Below are 18,256 nucleotides of genomic sequence, written 5' to 3' on the forward strand. Positions count from 1 at the left end.
GGCGCGTACCCGGTGCCGGTGCGGACGGCACCGGGGGCGGCCCGGCGGGTTCCAGCCGTCACGAGCCGCTCGCGGCACGGTAGCGGTACAGGGTGCTCGGGTCGGCGCTGAACTGCGAGAACGGGAAGGGCTCCGCGGACAGCGCCGTCACCCCGTCCCCGAGGAAGGCGCGGGCGACGGCGCTGCCGGACTGCGCGTAGACGATCAGCGGGACGGCGCGGGCGCGGCAGCGCTCCAGGATGGTGTCGAAGCTGCCGTTACCGAGTGTCATGCCGGTGGCGACCACCGCGTCGGCGGTGTCGAGGACCTGGTGCATGTCGTCGGTGACCTCGTCGCCCCACTGGGTGGTGCGCAGGTTGAAATCGCAGGGGAGCGGTACGCCACCGCGCTCCCGGATCGCCGCGACCAGCGGGTTGACGACCCCGACGAGACCGACGCGGGCGCCCGCCGGGAGGTCGAGGAGGCCGGCGATGGCGGTGTCCCGGGCGACGGCGCGCACTTCGGGCGGGCCCGCGGGAAGTGTCACGGGCTCGGCGTCGGTCGCCTCGCGATGCGGTCGCAGCTCGGCGAGATACGCGTCGAGGGCGGCGATCCGCAGCGGGCGCGGCCCCTCCCGGAGCAGGGTGTCGAGGGGGCTGCCGGAGGCCTCCCGGCACAGCTCGGGCCCGATCTCGCCCGCCTCGAAGGCGCAGCCGCCGAAGGAGCCGCCGAGCCGGACGAGTACGTACTGGTTGAGATACGTCACGTCGCCACCCGCGAGCCGGGTGCCGTGGTGGATCCAGAACACGCTGGTGGCCGTCAACGTCGAGGGGGCGGGGCCGAGTTCGCCGCCGAGTGCCGCGGCGAACAGCTCGTCGGTGTGCTTCACGCGGGGGCCCCTTCGGTGGTCCGGGTCGATTCGGTGGTGCGGGTCAGGCGGAACAGGAAGGTGAGGACGCCGTCCTGCCAGTCGTGCAGATGGGCGATCTCAGGCTCGAACCCGTGGTCCAGGGCGTGCCGCACGATGGTGTGCAGATCCGCGGTGTTGGAGGCGATGACGAACACCTCGCCTCCGGGCGCGAGCAGGTCACGGTCGGCGAGCTGGGCGAAGAACCGCTCGAGCAGGGGAGCGCCGACGCACGTGTTCCGTACGACGTGGGGATCGTCACTGACGGCCTGGCTGACGGCGGGCGGATTGAACGTGACGACGTCCAGCCGCACTCCGGCGGGCAGACCGTCGAAGAGGTCGCCGACGACCGGGATGAACGCGCTGTCCGCGCTCCGGCCCGCCAGCCGTTCGTAGTGCCGTGCGGCGGCGACGACGCTCTCCTCGTGCACATCGATGGCGTAGATCGCGTCGGCGCCGCGCACCCCGGCGGTGACGGTCTCGACGCCGAGTCCCGCGCCCATGGCGGCGTAGCGGCGGCCCTTGACCTCGATGCGGCCGTCGAGCAGCCACTCGTGGATCATGCGGCTCGTCCAGCCCGGCAGGAAGACACCCGGCGGCACATCGAAGGTCCAGCCGTTCCACTCGTACGTACGGGAGGTGTGCAGGTCCGCTTTGGGTTGATTTAGGGCGATGATCTGCTCGGCGGGGAGCGGGGGCGGCAGCTGGTCGAGCAGTGCGGCTCCGGTGGCGGTGCGGCGCAAGGGGCTTGCTCCTCAGGGGTGTTCGCGGTGGCGGGCAGGGGGAAGCACGGGAGCCGACACCCCGGTGTGGGGCGGTGGCATCCGAGAGGTACTGTAACGACAATCGTTTTCACTAAGCTAGTCCGGGTCCGACATCCGGCCTGCATCCGGCCCGGCACCAGACCTGCGCGAGGCGGGTCAATGCCGCTCGATCGCCCGCCTGTTGGACGAAAACACCCGACGTTTCCCGCCGATCCCCACTGATCGCCGACCCGTAGGAGTCGCCAACCGTGACCATCTCGCCAACTCAGGACCCCGCCACCACCGGGCCGCCGAGCCCGCGCCCCGTCCTGCTCGACCCCGCCTTCCTGCGCCTGTGGACCGGCACCACCGCGTCCGGGCTCGCCACCTGGGCCCTGCCGTTCGTCCTCGGGCTCGCCGTACTCGAACGCGACCTCACGGCGGCGGGCCTCGGCCTCGCCCTGGCGGCCCGCACCGCCGGTTTCCTCGGCGCGGTCGCCATCGGCGGAGTCCTGGCCGACCGCCACTCGCGCCGCGCCGTGGTGCTGTGGTCCGCCCTGGCCGCGGCCGTGTCCGCGCCCCTGCTGGCCGCGGGCCTGGGGCGCTCCCTGCTCCTGATGGCCGGTGCCGCGCTGCTCGCGGGCGCCGGACAGGGGGCGTGCCGTCCGGCGTTCCAGGCGCTCGCGGCGGAGGTCGTCGAGCCCGCACGACGCCAACAGGCCAATGCCGCCATGACGTTGGCGGTCCGCGCGAGCACGCTGATGGGCCCGTCGCTCGCCGCGCTGCTCGCCGCCGTGCTCGACATCAAGGCCCTGCTCCTGGGCATCGGAGCGCTCTGGCTGGTGGCCGCGCTCGTACCGGGCCGTGGCGCGAAGACACTCCCGGCAGGAGCCGATGCCGAGTCGCGGACACCCCAACGGGCTTCGTTCCGCCGCGAGTTCATGGAGGGCGTGCAGGAGGCCCGCCGCCACCCGTGGTTCGTCGCCGGCCTCGGCGCCCTCACCGCCGTCATCGCCACCGGCTACTCCGCCACGGGGGTGGCCCTGCCGTTGATCAGCCGCGACCGCTACGACACCGAGGCGGTGCTCGCCGCGGCCACCACCGCGTACGCCGTCGGCGCCCTCGCCGGCGCCCTGGTCATCGCCCGCTGGCGCCCGCGCTCCCAGGGCTGGTCGGCGCTCGCGGGGCTGGCGGTCTACGGTCTCGCCCCGCTCAGCCTGACACTGCCGGTGCACCCCGCGGTGATCGTCGCCGCCTACACGGTGGCCGGACTGGGCATCGAACTGTTCAATGTCCCCTGGTTCACGGCCACGCAGCGCGAGATCGCCCCCGACAAACTCGCCCGCGTCTCCTCCCTCGACTTCCTGCTCTCCTACGGCCTGGCCCCGCTCGGCCTCGCCCTCATCGCACCCGCCATCACCACCTTCGGCGCCCAACCGGTCCTGCTCACCTGCGCGTTGATCTGCTTCCTGGCCCCGGCGGCGGCCGCCCTCGCCCCGACGGCGCGGCACTTCACACGTACACCGACGCCGCCCGGCAGCCCTGGTGTGTAGCTCAGTGGGAAACCCCCGCCCCCAGGTGTAGGAAACTCCACCCCACGGACGGGCACTGCGCCCCATGTGTCCGCGCCAGTCACTCCATAGCGTCGTAACCGGGGCACAAGAGGTGCCCCACGTGATGACGTGGAGGTGCCGACGATGTTCGGTCGTACGAGTCGTGCGCGCAGGAAGGCTCGACCAGCACGTAGCGCTGAGGCACTGAGGCTCGACCGGGTGCGCAAGGTGTACGGGACGGACGAGGCCGCGGTGACCGCGCTGGACGAGGTGTCGCTGAGCCTGCCCGCCGGGAGTTTCACCGCGGTCATGGGGCCGTCCGGCTCCGGCAAGTCGACCCTGCTGCAGTGCGCGGCCGGGCTCGACCGGCCGGACGGCGGGACCGTCACGGTCGACGGGGAAGAGCTGACCGGCGGCACCGAAGCGGCACTCACCAAGTTCCGGCGCACACGGATCGGTTTCGTGTTCCAGCAGTACAACCTTCTGGACACCCTCACCGCGGAGCAGAACACCACCCTGCCGCTGCGACTCGCCGGGCGGCGCGTCGACCGCGCGCGGGTGCACGAGATGCTGCGGCAGGTGGGGCTCGCGGAGCGTCTCGCGCATCGGCCCGCCGAACTGTCCGGCGGGCAGCGGCAGCGCGTCGCGATCGCCCGCGCGCTGGTCGCCGAACCGGCCGTGGTCTTCGCCGACGAGCCGACCGGCGCGCTCGACACCCGCAGCGCGCGGGAGGTCCTCACCCTGCTGCGGGAGGCGGCGCGGCTGCACGGCCGCACCGTCGTGATGGTCACGCACGACCCGGTGGCCGCCTCGTACGCCGACACGGTGCTGTTCCTCGCGGACGGTCGGCTCGTCGGGCGCCTGGACGCCCCGAGCGTGGACGCCGTCGCCGAACGGCTCGCGCACCTCGGGGACCGTACGACCACCGCGGCCAACGCCGCGCCGCACACCGTGATGGAGGTGTGAGCGCATGTTCTCCCTGGCCCTGCGGTCCGTGCGGCACCGCCCCGGACGGTTCGCCGCGACACTACTGTCCGCGTTCCTCGGCGCGGTCATCGTGATGTCCTTCGACTCGCTCTACGACACCGCCGCCCAGGCAGGCGTCGACGACACCAGCGCCTCGACCCTGACCACGTCCGCCAGCGTGGTCGGCGGGTACGGCACGCTCCTGGTGTTCTTCGCGATCGCCTCCACGCTGACCGTGAACGTACGCCAGCGCGCCGCGGAACTGTCCCTGCTGCGCAGCTGTGGAGCGACGCCCGCGCAGATCAAGCGCATGGTCGTCGGCGAGGCGGCCCTGATCGGGGTCGTCGCGTCGCTGCTCGCCATCGGTCCCGCGGTGCTCGGCGGGCGCGCGCTGGTGGGTGCCTTCCAGGACACCGGACAGGTCGCGCACGGTGTCGACCCGGTGTTCGGGGCGGTCGCGGCGGGCAGCGGCGCCGCGGTGACGGTGCTGGCGTCGGCCGGTGCCGCGTTCCTCGCGGTGCGCCGCGCCACCCGGCAGCAGGCCGGCGAGCGAAAGCCGCGCGGACGGCTGCGGACCGTCGGCGGGACGGCGGCGCTCGTGCTCGGTGTCTGCTCGGCGAGCGCCACCTTCGCGTTCGACACGACTGATCCGGCGCTGATGGCGGCCCCTGCCTACGGCGCGATCCTGCTCTCCATCGGTTTCGCCGCGTTCGCCCCCGCGCTGCTGCGCACCGTGCTCGCGGCGCTCACCTGGCCGCTGACCTCGTTGACCGGCGCCGGCGGGTACTTGACGGTCCACAACCTGCGACAGCGTGCCAAGGACCTCTCCGCCGTGCTGATGCCGTTGATCCTGTTCATCGGCGTGGCGACGGCGACGCTCTCCATGCAGGCCGTGGAGAACGACGCGGTCGCGGCCTCCGGCCTCGCGCGCAGCGTCGACGACAAGAACCTCGCGTCGCTCAACCTGATCGTCGTCGGCATCATCGTCGTCTTCGCCTGCATCATGCTGATCAACAGCCTGTACGCGGCGACCGTCCACCGGCGCCGCGAGTTCGGCGGGCAGCGGCTCGCGGGCGCGACCCCGGGCCAGGTCCTCACGATGGTCGGCGCGGAGAGCGCGGTCCTGACGATCACCGGCGTGGTGGCGGGGACGATCGCGGCGATCGCCGGGCTCGTGCCGTTCACCGTGGTGCGCTCCGACGGCGTGCTGCCGGGGCAGGGGCCGTGGATCTGGCTGGCCACGGTGGCCGTCGCCGTCGCGGCGACGTTCGGCACCGGCCTCGCCACGACACGGCGGGTGCTGCGAGCCCCGGCGGTGGAGGCGGTGGCGGTTGCCGCCTGAGGCGCCGGAGCGGGCCCGGCATAATCGGAGCGGAACGGGCCTACGGGGCGGCGGACGGATCACCGACATGCACGTCACACGGATCGAACGGATCGAGCGGATCGCACGGATCAAGGCAGCGGCGCTGGCCGGGGCCCGCGGCCTCGCGCTGTCCCTGCTGTCGCTCGCCGGCTCCCTCACCCTGTTGGTGGCGTGCATCGTCTCGATCGCCTGCACCGTGGTCGGCGTCGGCCTGTTCACCACCCCGCCGCTGCTGCGGCTCGTCCGCTCCCACGTCGACGTACGGCGCACGCTCGCGGCGCGCTGGTGCGGCGTGACGATCCCGCGGGGCGCGTACCGGCCCCGGCCCGGCGACCGGCTGCCCGGCCTGCTCGGCCAGCCGGACGCGTGTCTGCGGCTGCTGCGCGACCCGGCGACCTGGCGGGACCTGCGCTGGCTGGCCGCCGACATGACCGCCGGATTCGCCACCGCGCTGCTGCCCGCCGCGCTCGTCGTGTACCCGATCGAGGGCTACGTGGTCGCGGCAGGACTCTGGCGCGTCCTCGGCGGGGGAGCGTGGTGGTACGGCTTCGTCCCGGTCAGCGGCCAGGCCACCGCCCTTGCCGCCGCCGTACTCGCCACCCTCATCGCCGTCGCCGGGTACTACGCGGCGGAGCCGATGCTCCGCGTCCACTTCACTCTCACCCGATGGCTGCTCGCCCCGCGCGGCGCCGAGCTGCGGCACCGCGTCGAGGAACTCGCCCGGACCCGGCACGACGCCGTCGACGCCTCCGCCGCGGAACTGCGCCGCATCGAGCGCGATCTGCACGACGGCGCGCAGGCCCGGCTCGTCGCCATGGGCATGCACCTCGGCACCGTCGACGCGCTCATGGAGAGCGACCCGGCGACCGCCCGTGCGCTGCTCGCCCGGGCCCGCGCCGATTCCGTCCAGGCGCTGGAGGAGCTGCGCGAGCTCGTCCGCGGCATCTACCCGCCCGTCCTCGCCGAACGCGGCCTCGCCGACGCCGTCCGCGCGCTGGCCCTGCGGATGCCCGTCCCCGTGGAGCCCCGGACCCAGCTGCCGGGCCGCCCCGAGGCCGCCGTCGAATCCGCCGCCTACTTCGCGACGAGCGAGGCGCTGACGAACGCCGCCAAGCACGCCGCGGCCACCTGCGTCCACCTCGAACTCGCCCACCACGACGGCGTGTTGCACATCGACGTCACCGACGACGGGCGCGGCGGCGCCGACCCCGAGGGCTCCGGCCTGCGCGGCATCGCACGCCGCCTCGACGCCTTCGACGGCACCCTCACCGTGCACAGCCCCGAGGGCGGCCCCACCAGCGTCACGATGGAGATCCCGTGCAGACTCCTCCCGCCCGGTAGCGTGGCGTGAGCCGATTGCCCAGATCCCCACGGGAGCCAGCGTGCGCGTAGTGATCGCCGAGGACCTCTTCCTGCTGCGCGACGGACTCGTCCGCATGCTGGAGGCGTTCGGCTTCGAGGTGCTCGCCGCGGTGGACAACGGGCCCGACCTCGCCCGCGCGCTCCAGGAGCCGAGCCTGGAGGTCGCCGTCGTCGACGTCAGGCTCCCGCCGACCCAGACCGACGAGGGCCTGCGCTGCGCCCTCGCCGCCCGCCGCGCCCGCCCCGGCCTGCCGATCCTGGTCCTCTCGCAGCACGTCGAGCAGTTGTACGCGCGTGAACTCCTGGCCGACGGCAAGGGTGGCACCGGCTACCTGCTCAAGGACCGGGTGTTCGACGCCGCGCAGTTCGTCGACGCCGTGCGCCGCGTCGCCGGGGGCGGCACCGCGATGGACCCCGAGGTCATCTCCCAGCTCCTGGCCCGCAACTCCACCCGCGACCGGGCCGTGAACCGCCTCACGCCCCGGGAGACCGAGGTCCTGGAACTGATGGCCCAGGGCCGCTCCAACGCGGCCATCGCCGAGAAACTCGTCGTCACGGAACGCGCGGTGACCAAGCACACCGCCAACATCTTCCAGAGGCTGGAACTGACCCCGTCGGACGACGACAACCGGCGGGTGCTCGCGGTGCTGGCGTATCTGGACCGGGGGTGAGGACCCACCGGGCGGTATGCCGGGAACGGATCAGCGGTGCTTCGCGAAGAATCCGCTGACTTCCTCGGTGAACAGCTCGGGGACCTCAAGGGCGGCGAAGTGACCGCCCCGGTCGTACTCGGCCCAGTGGACGATGTTGTTGAGAGGTTCGGCGAACCGCTGGATTGCGACGTCCTCGGCGAAGTTGGCCACCCCGGTCGGGGTCGTCGAGGGGGTCGGACGGCTCGTGGTGTGCATGGTCTCGTAGTACATCTGCGCGGAAGGGGCGCCGGTGTTGGTGAGCCAGTAGAGCGCCGCGTGGGTGAGGACCACGTCGGGGTCGATCGAGCCGGCCGGGTGTGCCCAGTCGTGGAACTTCTCGCCGATCCAGGCGAGTTGACCGGCCGGTGAGTCCGCGAGACCGAAGCCCAGAGTGTGCGGCCGGGTGGCCTGGATCTGGAAGTAGCCGGAGCCGTCGTCGAGGAAGTTCTTCATGCGTGCGAGACGGACGCTCTCCCCTTCGGTGAGTTCCGCGCCCTCCTCCGCCCCTCCGAAGGGGATGAACCCGACCGTCGCCGCGTTCACATGCACGCTCGCCACGTGCGACGGGTCCACGCGCCCCAGGTCCGGGGCGAAGAACGCGCCGAAGTCGCCGCCCTGGGCGCCGTATCGCGTATAGCCGAGGCGGGCCATGAGCTCCTTGTACGCGCGGGCGACCCGGTGGGAGTCCCAGCCCGCGCCCGCCGGGCCGCTGAAGCCGAAGTTCGGGTGCGAGGGAATCACCAGGTGATGGCCGTACTCGGTCAGCGGCTCGATGACGTCCAGGAACTCGAACACGGATCCCGGCCAGCCGTGCAGGAGAAGCAGCGGGAAGGCATCGGCATGAGGTGACCGCAGGTGCAGGAAGTGAATGCCGTGCCCGTCGATCTCGGTCGTGAACTGCGGGTGCCGGTTCAGCCGCTCCTCCCAGACCCGCCAGTCGTACGCGCTGAGCCAGCGGTCGACCAGTTCCTTGGCCTGGGCGGTCGGCATGCCACGGCTCCATCCCGCGTCCGGCACCTGACGGGGCCAGCGGGTCTTGTGCAGCCGGGCGCTGAGGTCGTCCAGTTCGGACTGCGCGATGTCGACACGGTATGGCGTGATCCCGGAACTCATCTGCTGCCCCCTCGCACCGTCGCCGATAGGCGCATCCAGCGTAGTAGCCGGACCGCGCGACGCCAACGCATCGTCGGCATGCGCGGTCCGGGCGGCCGGTTCACCCCTCCCGAGCCGTCAACTGCTCCACCACCGCGCCCAGCAGCCCCGCCGGAACCCGCAGCGCGTGCAGCGCCGAGATCTTCGACGTCAATGGGCCGGGGGAGGTCACGATGCGCCACATCTCCAGCTTCGTGGGGTTGTCGAACTGGGCCGCCGCGAGGATGCCTTGGATGGTGTCCCGCGTGCGGTCCGGGTGGAGCGGCGAGCCCAGCTTCACCTCGACCCTCGTGACGCCCGAGGTGTCCGCGGCCTCGACCGTGACGCTGAACCGGCCCGGCCTGCCGGTGATTTCAGAGGGTTCGCCGTCGACGAGGGCCGTGCCCGTGGGCAGGTCCGCCAGGAAGGTGACCGTCCAGGTGCGGGCGGCGGGGACGATGCCGTCGGGGCCGTCCGCCGGGCCGATGCGCAGGGCGCCGGACTCGGCGTTCCACTCCAGGCGCGTGGTGACCGTGCGCAGGTTCGTGCCGTCGCCCTGGCCGTCGTCCTCGACCAGGGTGAACGTGCCGCTGTCCGAGGGCGCGACGAGCAGTTCCAGGTGGTCGGGGTTGCGGGTGGCGTCCAGGTCGTCAGGGCCGGTGAGCGGGAGGATGCCGCCGCCGCGCAGCAGGGCCGGCACCCCGTCGAGGCCCCGGTGCAGCTCGATGTGGCGGTCGCCGTCGTACACCGTGCCGGTGAAGATGTCGGTCCAGGTGCCGGGCGGCAGCCAGGCCGGTGTCGAGGAGAGCAGTGTCACCTCGTCCCGGCGCGTGGTGACGGGGGCCACGATCAGCTCACTGCCGAAGGTGAACTGGTTGGGCACGTCGTACGCCTCGTGACGCTCCGGCGCCACGTGGTACATCGGGCGCACCAGAGGTGTGCCGGTCGCCGCGACGTGGTTCATGGTGTGCAGGTACGGCACGAGCCGGTGCCGGAAGCGCAGGGCATCGCCCATCGCCTGCCGGGGCTCGGAAGGGAACTGCCACGGCTCCTTGCGGATGAACGGGTTGTTCGCCGAGTGCAGCCGGAGGATGGGGGAGAAGACACCCAACTGGATCCACCGGGTGGCCAGTTCGTCGTCGCGGACGCCGCGGGTGTGGCCGCCGATGTCGTGACTCCACCAGCCGTAGCCGATGTTGGCCGACGACGCCGTGAACTCGGGCTGGAAGGCGAGGGATTCCCAGGACACCACCGTGTCGCCGGAGAAGCCGACACCGTAGCGCTGGCTGCCGGGACCGGCGTAGCGGGAGAACGCCATGGGGCGGCGGCCCTCACGTCCGGAGTCGAGGAAATGGAAGTGGTTCAGCAGCCAGAGGGGGTCCACGTCGGGGATCCGTGACGTGCTGCCCTGCTGCCAGTCGACCCACCAGAAGTCGACGCCCTGGTCCTCAAGCGGGTGGTGCAGGAGACGGAAGTAGGCGTCGAGGAACGCCCGGTCGGTGAGGTCGAACGGGATCGTCGCGTCGGATGCGGGATCCACGCCCACCGCCCGCGCCACTTCCGGGTACGCGTCCTCGAAGGGCCGGACCCCGTCGGCGGGGTGCAGGTTCAGGGTGGTCCGCAGGCCACGGCGGTGCAGCTCGCCCAGGAAGGCCGCCGGGTCGGGGATGAGCTCGCGCTCCCACGAGTAGCCGGTCCAGCCGGTCCCGTACCGGGGTGGCACCGAGTCGACGCGGTGCCAGTCCATGTCGATCACGGCGACGGAGAACGGCAGCTTCTCCGCGTCGAAGCGGTCGAACAGATCGAGGTACGTGTCGGTGGTGTACGCGTGGTAGCGGCTCCACCAGTTGCCCAGCGCCCAGCGCGGCAGCACCGGCGGGCGCCCCGACAGCGCGTACAGGGCCTGCACCGCCTCGCCGTAGTCGTGGCCGTACGCGAAGACGTACAGGTCGAGGCGGCCGGGCTCGCGCGATGCCACCCACCCCTCCTCGTCGAAGAGGAAGGACGCCGAGTCGTCGATGACGGCGATCCCGTCGCGGGCGGCGACACCGTCCTCCAGCGGGATGCGGCCGTCCGCGTCGTCGAGGGTGCGAGCCGTGCCGCCCAGGTTGTCCGGGCGCCGCTCGCCGAACCGCCACCGGCCACCGGCCGGGGCCGTGACGACCAGGCCGTTCGCGCTGAACTCCCGCCGGTCGTAGAGGAGATGGAGGCGGCCCGTGGACACCTCCAGCGCGTCGTCGCTCTCGCGGACCGTGAACTCGGGTGTGGGGCGGTCGCGGTGGAGCGCGAAGCTCGACGCGCGGTCCTCGAACCCGCCGTCCTCGGACCACTCCAGGCGTAGCAGCCCCTCGGTGAGCACGGTGACACGCCAGTGGTCGCCGCGCAGGACCGACGCGTCCTGGGCGCGGGGGTGGGCCGGGATCCTGCTGAGTGCTGCCGTTGTCATGCCTTCACTGCCCCTTGGGTCACGCCGCTGATCACCCAGCGCTGGGAGAACAGGTAGACGAGTACGGTCGGTGCCATCGCCATGAGGTAGGAGGCGAAGGCGACGTTGTAGTTGGTGTCGAACTTGCTCTGGAAGATGTTCTGGAGGACCGGCAGCGTCTGCAGCCCCGGATCGGACGTGATCAGCGAGGGCAGCATGAAGTCGTTCCACGAGGCGAGGAACGCGAAGATGCCGACGGTCGCGTTCATCGGCCCGAGCAGCGGCAGGATGATGCGCCGGAAGATCTGCCACGTCGTGGCCCCGTCCATGCGCGCGCTCTCCTCCAACTCCATCGGGATCGAGCGCAGATACGCGGTGTACAGCAGCACGCTGAACGACAGCTGGAAGACGATGTGCAACAGGGTCACACCCACCGGGCTGTCGATGCCCAGCAGCGCGGTCAGCTTGATCTGCGGCAGCGCCACCACCGGGAACGGCAGGAACATCGCGCCCAGCAGATAGAAGAACGACCAGCGGAAGACCCGCCGGTCCCAGTTGCGGGCGATCGCGTACGCGGCGAGCGAGCTGAGCGCCAGCGTGCCGAGGACCGAGGCCGCGGCCACCGCCACGGAGATCGTGAACGACACGGGGAAGTTCGTGATGCGCCAGGCGTCGGCGAAGCCGCTCAGGTCGATCGGCCACGGCAGCGCGAAGGCATCGCCCTCGGCGGCCTGCGAGGAGGACTTGAGGGCCATGGCGACGGTGACGTACAGCGGGACCAGGACCGTCAGCGAGGCCACCACGAGCAGCAGGGTGACCGGCCGGTTGGTGGCGTCCTTGCCGCGGCGGCGGGCGCGGGCGACGGCCTGCCGCAGCGGTGGCTCGTGCCGTGTGGTGTGCTCGGACGGCGGGAGAGTGGTGGTCATGACAGCCGGAGCCCCCTTCCGCGGGTGGCCAGGAGTTGCAGCAGGGACACCGCGACCGTGAGCACGAAGAAGATGGTGGCGTTGGACATCTGGTAGGCGTAGTCGCCGTCCGAGTAGCCGGTGAAGATCTTCATGGCGACGCTGTGGGTCGCGGTGCCGGGCCCGCCGTCGGTGAGGCCCTTGATGATGTCGTAGGCGTTCAGATAGCCCTTGACGCCGAGGATCGTGTTGATGACGAGGTAGCCGGAGACCAGGGGCAGCGTGATGGACCGGAATCTGCGCCAGGCCGAGGCGCCGTCGATGGAGGCCGCCTCGTACAGCTCGCCGGGGATCGACAGCAGGCCGGCGATGTAGATGAGCAGCGCGCCCGGGATCGTCTGCCACGCGGAGACGACCATGATGGAGATCCAGGCCAGGTCGGGATTGCCGAGGATGCTCTCCTCCAGCGGACCGAAACCGACCGAAGTGGCCAGCGAGGGAAGGGAGTTGGCGAAGAGGTAGTTGAAGACGTACGCGGCGACGATCCCGGATATCACCATCGGGATGACGAAGACGCTCCGCAGCGCCGTCAGGAACCGCACGCGGCTCGTCAGGCCGAGCGCGAGCGCCAGCGCGACGCTCTGTGCGAGCACCACGGTCACGAGGGCGAGGCCGAGGGTGAATTTGTACGAGTCCCAGATCGCCGGGTCGGAGAAGAGTGCCACGTAGTTCGTGAGGCCCGTGAACTGCCAGTCACCGAAGCCCACGTAGTCGGTGAAGCTGTAGAAGATGCCGACCAGGGCCGGGCCGAGGACCAGGCCGGTGAAGAGCAGGAGCGTCGGCAGCAGGAACCAGTAGTAGACGGGTTCGACCCGGCGCCGCCGTCGGGCGGACGGCGCGACGGACGCACCTCTTGGGAGGGGTGGAGGCACAGCCATGAGGTCTCCTACTTCGTGGAGGAGCGGATCGCCATCCGCCGCCAGTCGGCGTCCAGTTGGCGGAGCGTCGCGTCGAAGTCGCCGGTCGCGATCGCGGTCTGGAGGTAGTTGCCCACGGGGATCGACGGCGGGATGAAGGTGCCCGCACCGAGGTAGAAGGCAGCCGAGTCGACGTAGGGCTGAAGCCCGGACAGCCGCGGGTCCTTCGCCGCCGGCGCGTCCTTGGTGACTCCGTACGCGAGGTTGTCCCGGTTGTAGGCGTCGATGATCTCGGGCCGCATCAGGAAGTCGACCAGCTCCTCGGCCTCGTCGGGGTGGTCGGCCCCGGTCGGGATCCACAGCGCGAGGTCGATGTTCACGCGCGCCTTGCGGTCGGCGGCCCGTTCCGTGACGGGCAGCGGGAAGGTGCCGATGTCCAGGTGCGGATCGACCGCGGCGATCTGCGTCAGCGCCCAGGGCCCTTGCAGATACATGGCCGCGCGGCCCTTGCCGAAGGCGAGATTCCCGTCCGGGTAGGAGCGGGTGGCGGCGTCCCGGTTGTAGAACTTCGTGAGCGTACGGGCCCGTTCCATGGCCTCGGCGAAGTCCTTCTGGAACGAGACGGGCGAGGACGGGCCGACGTCCGTGCCCTGCTCGCGCAGCTTGCGGAAGAAGGACGCGGTGTCGACGAGCCCACCGGCGCAGTAGTCGAACAGGCCCTGCCAGACCGTCCACTCCTCCTTGCTGGTGGCGTAGATCGGTGTGACCTTCGCGGCCTGCAACTCCTTGCAGACGTCGACGAATTCGGACCACGTCGTCGGCACCGGAAGGCGGTACTTCGCGAAGATCTTCTTGTTGTAGATGACTCCGGCGGCGGCCAGCGAGTACGGCAGGACGCTGGTGCGGCCCGGATACGTCGCGTACTGCTTGGCGAGCTGGGCGACGCTCCCGGTGATGCGGCGGGCCGCGGGCCGGTCCGACACGTCGGAGAGCACGCCGCGCTCGATGTAGCGGGCCAGCTCCAGGTTGTTGTTGAAGCAGCCCACGTCGGCGGGCTGGGCGCGGACGAACTGCGGCGCGATGGCATCCGTCGTGTCGTGCACCACCCGCACCCCGGGCCGGCTTCGCTCGAACTTCCCCAGCACCTTGTCGAAGTAGGCGATGACCTCCCGCTTCTGCAGATAGAAGCGCATGGTGGTCCGCGACTGCCCGGACGCGTCGCCGCCGCAGCCGGTGAGGCCGAGGGCGCCGAGCGCGGCTCCGGCCCCGGTCGCGGCGACGAAGCCGCGCCGGCTCGGGCCGCGGGCACCCCGGATCGCGGCTCGCTCTGGTCCGATCGTCACCTCGTCGCCTCCTGGGAGTGGTGTCACGCGACCTCGGGGCGTGCGGGCCCGGAGGTGTGTGAGTTCCGTTACGAGCAGAGCGCGGCGAACTTACAGCGCTGTAAATTTGGGTGTCAACAGGTAGGGTTCGGCGCGCAGTCGGCGGAGCGTCCCACCAGGCGTGGTCCCCGCGTCAGTCCACGCGGTCCCCGCGTCGGCCCACCAGGAGGCGAAGTGCCCAACGTCCGCCTGAGCGATGTCGCCCAGCACGCCGGCGTCTCGACGAAGACGGTCTCGAACGTCGTCCACGGCTATGTGCACGTCCGCGAGAGCACCCGCGCCAAGGTCCAGCGCGCCATCGACGAACTGGGCTACCGGCCCAACCTGCGCGGCCGCAACCTCGCCACCGGCCGCACCGGAATGATCGCGCTCGCCTTCCCCGACCTGCGCATCCCGTACTTCGCCGAACTCGCCCACGTCCTGTCGCGGGCGGCCGGCGAGCGCGGATACCGGCTGCTCCTCGAGGAGTCGGGCGACGCCCCAGACGTCGAGCGCGCGATGCTGTCCGCGCAGGAGGCGGGCGTCGTCGACGGCGTGCTCCTCCAGCCGTCCTGGCTGAATTCCACGGAGATCGCCCAGCACCGCAGGGGAGTTCCCGTCGTGCTCCTGGGCGAGAGCGCCGCGCCGCTCACCCTCGACCACGTGCGGATCGACAACATCGCCGCGGCGGCGCAGGTCGTCGAGCACCTCGCCGCACTCGGGCGCCGCCGTATCGCGTTCCTGTGCGCCGAGGAGTCGGCGCCGAGCGAGACGTCGCGCCAGCGCCTCATCGGCTACCAACAGGGCCTGGAACACTGCGGACTTCCGGTCGACGCGTCCCTGATCGTCACCGGGCGGGTGGCCGACGCGCACTCCGCCGCGCGGGCCCTCGGGGCCGCGCTCGACGACGGCATGGCGCCGGACGCCGTCTTCTGCCGCGACGACCTGGTCGCGCTGGGCGCGCTGCGGGCGCTCGGGGAGCGGGGTCTTCGGGTGCCGGAGGACGTCGCCGTCACCGGCTGGGACGACAGCACGCTCGCGTCGGCGGTGCGGCCGAGCCTGACCTGCGTACGGGCCGACGAGGCCGAACTGGCCCGGCGCGCGCTCGACTTGCTGATCGAGCGCATCGAGGGCTTCGACGGGCTCGGCCGGCACGAGTTCGTCGCGCACTCGCTGGTGGTCCGGGAGAGCGCGCCGCGGCCGGCTGTCTGAACGGTGCGGGAGCTCGGTGGCCCGGGAGATCTCCGGTTCTCATTTACAGCGATGTAAAACGATGCTGAGATGAGTGTCGAGGGCAGCCGGTTCGGCGGTGCGTGCAGCGCGCCGCACGGTGCACCTCGAACGCGCCCGTCACGACGACCCAGGAGAGTGCATGGCCCAGGACCTGCCCCGCCCGGAGTACCCGCGCCCCGGCTTCGTCCGGACGGACTGGCTCAACCTCAACGGCCCGTGGCAGTTCGCCCGGGACCCCGGCGACAGCGGCCTCGAACGCGGCCTGGTCGACGCCGAGTTGCCCGAGCGGATCACCGTCCCGTTCTGCCCGGAGTCGGAGCTGTCCGGCATCGGTGACACCGACTTCCACGCCGTCGTCTGGTACCGGCGTACCGTGCGGGTGCCCGCCGAGTGGGCCGGGCGCAGGGCGGTGCTGCACTTCGGAGCCGTCGACCACGACGCGACGGTCTGGGTGAACGGGCGGGAAGTGGCCCGGCACAGCGGCGGGTTCACCTCGTTCAGCGCCGACCTGGGCGATGCGGTGCGGCCCGGCGAGGACGCCACGATCGTCGTGCGGGCCAGGGACGACGCCAAGGGCCCCCAGGCGCGCGGCAAGCAGTCCGACCGCTACGCCAACTACAGCTGCCTCTACACCCGTACGACCGGGATCTGGCAGACGGTGTGGATGGAACCGGTCGCCGACACCCACCTCGGCCGCCCCCGCATCACCCCCGACCTGGCCGCGGGCTGCTTCCACCTCGACCTCCCGCTGGCCGGGAGCCGCGCGGGCCACCACGTCCGCGCCCGCCTCACCGACGCGCAGGGCACGGTGTCCGAGGCCTCGGTCGCCGCACACCTCGACCTCGCGCCGCGCCTCGTCCTCGCCATCCCCGAGGAGCGGCGCAGGAGTTGGTCGCCCGAGGACCCGCACCTGTACGAGATCCACCTCGACGTCGTCGACGCGTCCGGCGCGGTCGTGGACTCGGCGGTGTGCACGGCGGGCCTGCGCTCCGTCACCGTCGACGGCAAGCGGGTACTGCTCAACGGCGAACCGGTCTTCCAGCGCCTCGTCCTCGACCAGGGCTACTACCCCGACGGCCTGATGACGGCCCCCGACGACGCGGCGCTCGTCCGCGACATCGAGCTCTCCCTCGCCGCCGGCTTCAACGGGGCCCGCCTGCACCAGAAGGTGTTCGAGGAGCGCTTCCTGCACCACGCCGACCGGCTCGGCTACCTGGTGTGGGGCGAGTTCGGGGACTGGGGGGCGAACACGGGCCCCGTGAGCACCGACAACCAGCAGCCCACCAGCGGCTTCGTGGCGCAGTGGCTGGAGGCCGTCGAGCGCGACTACAACCACCCGTCGATCATCGGCTGGTGCCCGCTCAACGAGACACGCCAGCGGCTCTCGGACCGGCGAAGTGTCCTCGACGACGTCACCCGCGCGATGTTCCTCGCCACCAAGGCCGCCGACACCACCCGCCCCGTACTCGACGCCTCCGGCTACGCACACCGCGTACCGGAGACGGACATCTACGACTCCCACTGCTACGAGCAGAACCCGGAGGTCTTCGGCAAGCTGATGAGCGGCCTCGCCAAGGGCGAGCCGTTCATCAACCCGCAGGACGAGACGCCGGACGCCACCTGGTCCGTCCCGTACCGCGGACAGCCGTACTTCTGCAGCGAGTTCGGCGGCATCTGGTGGAACCCCGACGAGGCGCAGGCCGCGGGCGAGGACCGCGAGGTCTCGTGGGGATACGGACAACGCCCGCGCGACGAGGAGGAGTTCCACCACCGCTTCGCCGGACTCACCGGTGTACTCCTGACCGACCCGGACATGTTCGGCTACTGCTACACGCAGCTCACCGACGTCTTCCAGGAGCAGAACGGCATCTACCGCTTCGACCGCTCCGAGAAGCTGGACGTGGCGCGGGTGCGCGCGGCGCAGGTGCGGCCCGCCGCCATCGAGGGGGACGGTCAGTCGAGTACGTGACGTAGATAGCTGTGCGGGTCGGCCAGATAGCGGCGCCAGTGGTCGACCAGCGTCAGCTCCTGCCAGGTGCTGCGCCGCATCCCGTGCTCGCCGAGTTCGAGGATGTCGGCGCCGGGCAGTGCCGTCAGAAGCGGGGAGTGGGTGGCGCAGACGACCTGGCCACCCACCTTCGTGAGCTCGGAGATGTGGCCCAGCAACTCCAGGCAGGACGTGAAGGAGAGCGCGGCCTCCGGCTCGTCGAGCACGTACAGGCCCGGCTGCAGGAACTTGCCGCGGAACGCGGCGAGGAAGCCCTCGCCGTGGCTGACCGAGTCCGGCTCGAAGCCCTCCCGGTCCAGCGCGTCGATCGCCGTCTCGGCGCGCAGGAAGAAACCCTTGCGGGCCGACCAGCTGCCCAGCATGCGCCGGCCGCGGGGCGCGGCGTCGAACCGTATGTGCTCGCCGAGCACCGACTTCTGCCGGTGCGACGCGTAGCGCCAGTCGTGCGAGCCGCCCCACGAGTCCAGGCCGAACCCTTCCGCGAGCGCCTCGACCAGCGTCGACTTCCCCGAACCGTTCTCACCGACGAGGAACGTCACCGGCGCCGTGAAGCGCAGCCCCTCGGCGGTCAGGGTCTGTATGCACGGCACGGACCACGGCCACTGACCGGCCGCCCGGCCGGTCGGGACGACCGGCACATGGGCGCGTTCGACGATCATCGGGTGCGGCCCTTCGCGGGGCGCGCGGACGGTGCGTTCGGCATGGATTCAT

Annotated in this window: 15 protein-coding genes; 7 read left to right on the plus strand and 8 right to left on the minus strand. The window is 71.5% G+C overall.

All coding sequences use genetic code 11. From position 1 onward, the window contains the following. Positions 1–58: 58 nt before the first annotated feature. Together OKJ99_RS01015 and OKJ99_RS01020 are read right to left on the minus strand one after the other, a co-directional pair. A complete protein-coding gene (locus OKJ99_RS01015; protein ID WP_326013669.1) occupies positions 59–868 on the minus strand; it encodes a Rossmann-like domain-containing protein in 810 nt (269 codons plus the stop codon). Beyond that, on the minus strand, positions 865–1,629 hold the full coding sequence (locus OKJ99_RS01020; protein ID WP_326013670.1) for a class I SAM-dependent methyltransferase: 765 nt from the start codon (positions 1,627–1,629) through the stop codon (positions 865–867). Before OKJ99_RS01020 ends, OKJ99_RS01015 begins: the two co-directional genes overlap by 4 nt. Positions 1,630–1,976: 347 nt before the next feature. Here OKJ99_RS01020 and OKJ99_RS01025 point away from each other — a divergent pair, with 347 nt between their 5' ends. The 5 genes from OKJ99_RS01025 to OKJ99_RS01045 all read left to right on the plus strand — a co-directional run bounded on the left by OKJ99_RS01025 (position 1,977) and on the right by OKJ99_RS01045 (position 7,544). Continuing rightward, positions 1,977–3,182, plus strand: a complete 1,206-nt coding sequence (locus OKJ99_RS01025) for an MFS transporter (protein WP_326013832.1) — start codon at positions 1,977–1,979, stop codon at positions 3,180–3,182. A 144-nt stretch (positions 3,183–3,326) separates the two neighbouring features. Further along, entirely contained in the window at positions 3,327–4,148 is an 822-nt protein-coding gene (locus tag OKJ99_RS01030) for an ABC transporter ATP-binding protein (RefSeq protein ID WP_326013672.1), read from the plus strand. Positions 4,149–4,152: 4 nt separating this feature from the next. After that, a complete protein-coding gene (locus OKJ99_RS01035) occupies positions 4,153–5,490 on the plus strand; it encodes an ABC transporter permease (protein WP_326013673.1) in 1,338 nt (445 codons plus the stop codon). A gap of 67 nt (positions 5,491–5,557) precedes the next feature. Beyond that, complete coding sequence (locus tag OKJ99_RS01040; protein WP_326013674.1) at positions 5,558–6,862, plus strand: sensor histidine kinase; 1,305 nt, start codon at positions 5,558–5,560, stop codon at positions 6,860–6,862. A gap of 31 nt (positions 6,863–6,893) precedes the next feature. Beyond that, positions 6,894–7,544, plus strand: a complete 651-nt coding sequence (locus OKJ99_RS01045; RefSeq protein ID WP_326013675.1) for a response regulator transcription factor — start codon at positions 6,894–6,896, stop codon at positions 7,542–7,544. 30 nt (positions 7,545–7,574) lie between these two features. Here OKJ99_RS01045 and OKJ99_RS01050 read toward each other — a convergent pair whose 3' ends face one another. The 5 genes from OKJ99_RS01050 to OKJ99_RS01070 all read right to left on the minus strand — a co-directional run bounded on the left by OKJ99_RS01050 (position 7,575) and on the right by OKJ99_RS01070 (position 14,286). Continuing rightward, positions 7,575–8,678, minus strand: a complete 1,104-nt coding sequence (locus OKJ99_RS01050) for an epoxide hydrolase family protein (protein ID WP_326013676.1) — start codon at positions 8,676–8,678, stop codon at positions 7,575–7,577. Positions 8,679–8,778: 100 nt separating this feature from the next. Further along, positions 8,779–11,142, minus strand: a complete 2,364-nt coding sequence (locus OKJ99_RS01055; RefSeq protein ID WP_326013677.1) for a glycoside hydrolase family 31 protein — start codon at positions 11,140–11,142, stop codon at positions 8,779–8,781. After that, positions 11,139–12,047, minus strand: a complete 909-nt coding sequence (locus tag OKJ99_RS01060) for a carbohydrate ABC transporter permease (RefSeq protein WP_326013679.1) — start codon at positions 12,045–12,047, stop codon at positions 11,139–11,141. The genes OKJ99_RS01055 and OKJ99_RS01060 overlap by 4 nt, the downstream gene beginning before the upstream one ends. After that, entirely contained in the window at positions 12,044–12,964 is a 921-nt protein-coding gene (locus OKJ99_RS01065) for a carbohydrate ABC transporter permease (protein ID WP_326013681.1), read from the minus strand. Before OKJ99_RS01065 ends, OKJ99_RS01060 begins: the two co-directional genes overlap by 4 nt. An 8-nt stretch (positions 12,965–12,972) precedes the next feature. Continuing rightward, entirely contained in the window at positions 12,973–14,286 is a 1,314-nt protein-coding gene (locus tag OKJ99_RS01070) for an ABC transporter substrate-binding protein (protein ID WP_326013682.1), read from the minus strand. 213 nt (positions 14,287–14,499) lie between these two features. On the opposite strand from OKJ99_RS01070, the gene OKJ99_RS01075 reads away from it, so the two are divergent. Beyond that, a complete protein-coding gene (locus OKJ99_RS01075; RefSeq protein ID WP_326013684.1) occupies positions 14,500–15,516 on the plus strand; it encodes a LacI family DNA-binding transcriptional regulator in 1,017 nt (338 codons plus the stop codon). 160 nt (positions 15,517–15,676) lie between these two features. Continuing rightward, positions 15,677–17,506 (plus strand): glycoside hydrolase family 2 protein, encoded by a 1,830-nt coding sequence (locus OKJ99_RS01080; protein WP_326013685.1) that lies wholly within the window; start codon positions 15,677–15,679, stop codon positions 17,504–17,506. Here OKJ99_RS01080 and OKJ99_RS01085 read toward each other — a convergent pair. After that, positions 17,491–18,204 (minus strand): AAA family ATPase, encoded by a 714-nt coding sequence (locus OKJ99_RS01085; RefSeq protein ID WP_326013686.1) that lies wholly within the window; start codon positions 18,202–18,204, stop codon positions 17,491–17,493. The genes OKJ99_RS01080 and OKJ99_RS01085 overlap by 16 nt on opposite strands. Between the last annotated feature and the right edge of the window lie 52 nt (positions 18,205–18,256).

This window comes from Streptomyces endophyticus (genome assembly GCF_035798155.1).
GTDB classification, from domain to species: domain Bacteria; phylum Actinomycetota; class Actinomycetes; order Streptomycetales; family Streptomycetaceae; genus Streptomyces; species Streptomyces endophyticus.

Excerpts from the sequence above, each read along its gene's own strand:
- OKJ99_RS01035 (WP_326013673.1), top strand. The coding sequence starts at position 4,153 with ATGTTCTCCCTGGCCCTGCGGTCCGTGCGGCACCGCCCCGGACGGTTC.
- OKJ99_RS01080 (WP_326013685.1), top strand. The coding sequence starts at position 15,677 with ATGGCCCAGGACCTGCCCCGCCCGGAGTACCCGCGCCCCGGCTTCGTC.
- OKJ99_RS01060 (WP_326013679.1), bottom strand. The coding sequence starts at position 12,047 with ATGACCACCACTCTCCCGCCGTCCGAGCACACCACACGGCACGAGCCA.
- OKJ99_RS01085 (WP_326013686.1), bottom strand. The coding sequence starts at position 18,204 with ATGATCGTCGAACGCGCCCATGTGCCGGTCGTCCCGACCGGCCGGGCG.
- OKJ99_RS01055 (WP_326013677.1), bottom strand. The coding sequence starts at position 11,142 with ATGACAACGGCAGCACTCAGCAGGATCCCGGCCCACCCCCGCGCCCAG.
- OKJ99_RS01040 (WP_326013674.1), top strand. The coding sequence starts at position 5,558 with ATGCACGTCACACGGATCGAACGGATCGAGCGGATCGCACGGATCAAG.
- OKJ99_RS01065 (WP_326013681.1), bottom strand. The coding sequence starts at position 12,964 with ATGGCTGTGCCTCCACCCCTCCCAAGAGGTGCGTCCGTCGCGCCGTCC.
- OKJ99_RS01050 (WP_326013676.1), bottom strand. The coding sequence starts at position 8,678 with ATGAGTTCCGGGATCACGCCATACCGTGTCGACATCGCGCAGTCCGAA.
- OKJ99_RS01030 (WP_326013672.1), top strand. The coding sequence starts at position 3,327 with ATGTTCGGTCGTACGAGTCGTGCGCGCAGGAAGGCTCGACCAGCACGT.